Annotated in this window: 4 protein-coding genes; all 4 read right to left on the minus strand. The window is 73.7% G+C overall.

The genetic code is table 11. The features are described from left to right. Positions 1-799: SRPBCC domain-containing protein (locus tag HLK59_RS51805; protein WP_240983086.1), on the minus strand; the 799-nt coding region annotated here is incomplete at its 3' end. A 74-nt stretch (positions 800-873) separates the two neighbouring features. Continuing rightward, entirely contained in the window at positions 874-2505 is a 1632-nt protein-coding gene (locus tag HLK59_RS48950; RefSeq protein WP_171148162.1) for a polyamine aminopropyltransferase, read from the minus strand. A 215-nt stretch (positions 2506-2720) separates the two neighbouring features. After that, on the minus strand, positions 2721-3257 hold the full coding sequence (locus HLK59_RS48955; RefSeq protein WP_171148163.1) for a DUF2617 family protein: 537 nt from the start codon (positions 3255-3257) through the stop codon (positions 2721-2723). Between the two features lie 249 nt (positions 3258-3506). Then, positions 3507-3691 (minus strand): hypothetical protein (locus HLK59_RS50655; protein ID WP_206328497.1); only part of this gene is annotated, 185 nt, incomplete at its 5' end.

The following is a 3691-nucleotide window of genomic DNA, read 5'->3' on the forward strand; positions in this document are numbered from 1 at the left end:
GGTCGGGGGTGAAGCCGGCGGGGGTGGCGGGTTCGGCAGGTCCGGCAGGCTCGCCGGGTTCGGCTTCGACCGGTTCGGGGACGGCGGCTTCGGAGGCGGTCGGCTCGTCCGCGGGCACCGGGGTGTCGTCGGCGTCCGGGCCGGCCCCGGAGTCACCCGTCGCGGAGGGTTCGAGGTCTTCGGGGGCGAGCGGCGCGGCGGACTCGGTGGCTTCGGTGGCTTCGGTGGCTTCGGCGCTCTCGGCCGTCGGTGGCTCGGCGTCCTGAGCCGCCGCCGACGGCACGGCCTCGACGGAGTCCGGCAGGTCGGTGCCCTTGCCGGCCGGGGATCCGGGCGCCGTGTCGGTGTCCCGCGCGGTCTGCGCGCCCCTCTTCGGTTCCGGCGTCGCCGCCAGGTTCGCCGCGAAACGGTTCAGCAGGCGGGTCGTGGCCGAGGCGACGGCCTCCGCCGGAAGCTCCGTGACGCGGCCGTCGGCGGAGGCGGTGCCGTCGAAGGTGAGCTTGGAGCCGCCGTCGGCCTCGTCCACCCTCAGGGTGAGGGCGAGTTTCACCGCGCCGGTGCCACGGGCCTCGGTGGCGTCGCCCTCGACGGCGTAGGAACCGTCGTCCTGGGCGGAGAGGCGGGCCGAGCCGCGGTAGGTGATGGTGTGGCCGCCGACGCGTACCTTCAGCCGCCCGGTGACGGGCTCGGCGCCGACGTCCTGCTGGAGCCCGGGAACGGCCCGGGCGACCCGGTCGGGATCGGCCAGCGCCTCCCTGAGCCGCTCGGCCGGAACCGGAACGAACACCTCATGCTCCATGGTGGGCGAGCCTACCCAGTGGCCGCCGCCGCGCACCCCGGTTGGTCGAAAGTGGCCGCGCGTCGGCGTCGGGCTCAGTAGCGCGGATGCACCAGCGTCGACACCTCCGCTCCCCCGACCCGCATCTCCTCCGCCGCCCTTCCGTCCGCCTCGAGCCCCGCCCGCGTCAGCGTCCGCGCCGATTCATGGGCGTCGAGTCCGAGGACCGGCGGTCGGACGGAGGCCAGCACGAACCCCCAGTCCCGCGGCGCCCGGCTCGCCCCCGTGGTCCGGTCCGGGCCCGCGGCGAAGGCGGAGTCACGGCCGCGCACGCAGTACGGCACCGTCCTCAGCCCCGCCGCGCGGATCGTCGCGTCCACCGTCCAGAAGACGCGGGGGCGGCTCGACACCGGACCGGCGTGCACCACCAGACGGCCGCCCGGGGCCAGCGCCCGCCTCGCCAGGCCGTAGAACTCCTGGGAGTACAGCTTCGTGCTGGCGGTGATCCCGGGGTCGGGCAGATCCGCGATCACCACGTCGTACGCGCCCCGCGGCGCCCCCCGCAGCCAGCTGAACGCGTCGCCCGTGGTCACGTGGACGCGTGTGTCGTCGTACACGTGCCCGTTCAGTGCGGACAGCGCCGGGTCCTCGCGGGCCAGCCGCACCACCCCCGCGTCGAGTTCCACGACGTCCACCCGGTGCACGTCCGGATGGCGCAGCACCTCGCGGGCCGCCAGGCCGTCGCCGCCGCCCAGGATCAGCACGCGCGCGTGCTCGCCGTACATCGCGGGGTGGACCAGTGCCTCGTGGTAGCGGTGTTCGTCGCGGCCGCTGACCCGCAGCCGGCCGTCGAGGAAGAGGTCCAGGGGGCGGCCCCCCGTGCCGCCGGTGAGGACGACCTCCTGGACATCGGTCTGGAGGGCCACGCGTACGTCGTTCCCGTACACGGCCTGCCGGGCCGCCCGTTCGAAGTCGTCGACCAGGACGGCGGCCGCGGCGAGGATGCCGAGCACGGCGAGGTTGGTGATCAGCAGCAGACAGCGGGCCCGGCAGGACAGGTCCCGGCGGAAGAGGCCCAGGACGAGGGCGCCGCCCACGATCGCGTTCACCGTGCCGGTGATCAGTGCGCCCGTCAGCTGGCCCAGCAGGGGCAGCAGCAGGAACGGGAAGGCCAGGCCGCCGACCAGCGCGCCGACGTAGTCCGCCGCGAACAGGTCCGCCACCGCGCCGCCCGGGTCCTGGCGGCGGATGCGCTGGATCAGCTCCATCAGCAGCGGGACCTCGGCGCCGATCAGCAGGCCGATGGCGAGGGAGAAGGCGACGAGGAGGCAGCGGGAGCCGTTCGCCCAGATGCCGCCCCAGTCACCGGTCCAGGCGAAGGCGGCGTACAGGGCCATCGCGCTGAGGCCGCCCACGAGGGCGAGGGCGGCCTCGATCGCCCCGAAGGCGGCGGCCGCGTGCCAGCGCAGCCGTTTGGCGAGGAGTGAGCCGATGCCCATCGCGAAGACCATGACGGACAGCACGACGGAGGCCTGGGTGACCGAGTCGCCGATCAAGTACGAGGCGAGGGCGACCAGTTCGAGCTCGTACACCAGTCCGCACGCGGCGCAGACGAAGACGCCCGCGAGGACCAGGAACCTGCCGATCCCGGGCCGGACGGGAAGCCGCGCGGGCCCGGCCCAGGGCGGCGTGGTGCCGGGTGGGGCGGGCGCGTGCGGTTCGATCACGTTGCGACGGTACGTCACTCCCGGTGCACGCTTCGTCACCCACACGTGTGGAACTGGGGGTCGCCAGGGCGCGGTGGGTTTGTGCGATGTGACGGGTGATGCGACGGACGAGGTACCGGGTGATGCGACGGGCCAGGTACCGGGCGAGGTACCGGGTGATGTGCCGGGTGGTGTCGTACGAGATCCCGGGCCTGCCCCTGGACACGCCCCGGCCCTCAGACGCCGCTCGCGCTGAGCCGGCCCGCCGGGACCCTCACCCCCACCCGGGTCCTGGTCGCCACCAGCTGTCCGTCCTGGGGGTACGCGTGCCAGGTCCGCCACAGCACCTGCCCCTCGTGGCGCTGGGCCAGCAGCGCGGTGAAGGCGTGCGGGCTGCCGGGGAAGACGCCGGCGAGGCCGTGCGGGTGGTCGGAGACGAGGGCCAGCAGCTCCTGTGCGCGGCCGGCGAACTGGCCCGGCGAGAGGACCTCCACCCGGGCCGCGAACTCGTACTCCCAGTCGCCGACCCGCTTGGCGACGCCCAGCGGCAGCGGGGTGCTGCTGCCCGGGATGCACGCCACCGTCTCCGAACAAGTGCCCCGCTCCTCCTCCAGGAGCACCTGATGGGACGCTCCGAGGAGTCTCAGCTCCAGCTTCGCCCCGTCGAACACGAGGTCGAGGGTCGCCAGTGCGGGGAGCGGCTCGCGCCCCAGGGCCCAGGCGAGGTCGGCCGCGCGCGTGTCGGTGTACGAGGTTTTCAGGGTCGTGAGCATGGATCGGCTCCGCTAGGCACGCAAAGGAAGAAAAGGGAGGTGTGGGTCCGGCGCACTCGGGTCGACACCGGCGGGGATTCGGCCCGATCGGCCCGGTCGGAAGGTCGGCAGGGGTGGCTCTGGGACGTCCGAAGGGCCGCTGCGTCAGGTGATTTAGAGAGAATCATGAACTGTGGCACCGCCACAGCGTTTTTACCCAAGTTCGTGGGGTTTCCATCCCTCAGAGGGCTCCACAGTTCAACTGTTCAACTACGGCGCACGCCAGGCCCGCCAGAGCGTGCGCCGGAGCGGCCGGGCGCTCGCGGCACACGAAGAGCCGGGCCCCACCCCCGTGCGGGCCCGGCTCTCGTGTTCCGGATGCGGGAAGCTCAGCTGCCCCGTGTCAGCTGCCTCCACCGCATCCGCCCCCACCACCCGCCCTCCCCCCCCCCCCC

The organism is Streptomyces sp. S3(2020), assembly GCF_013044505.1.
Classification (GTDB): domain Bacteria; phylum Actinomycetota; class Actinomycetes; order Streptomycetales; family Streptomycetaceae; genus Streptomyces.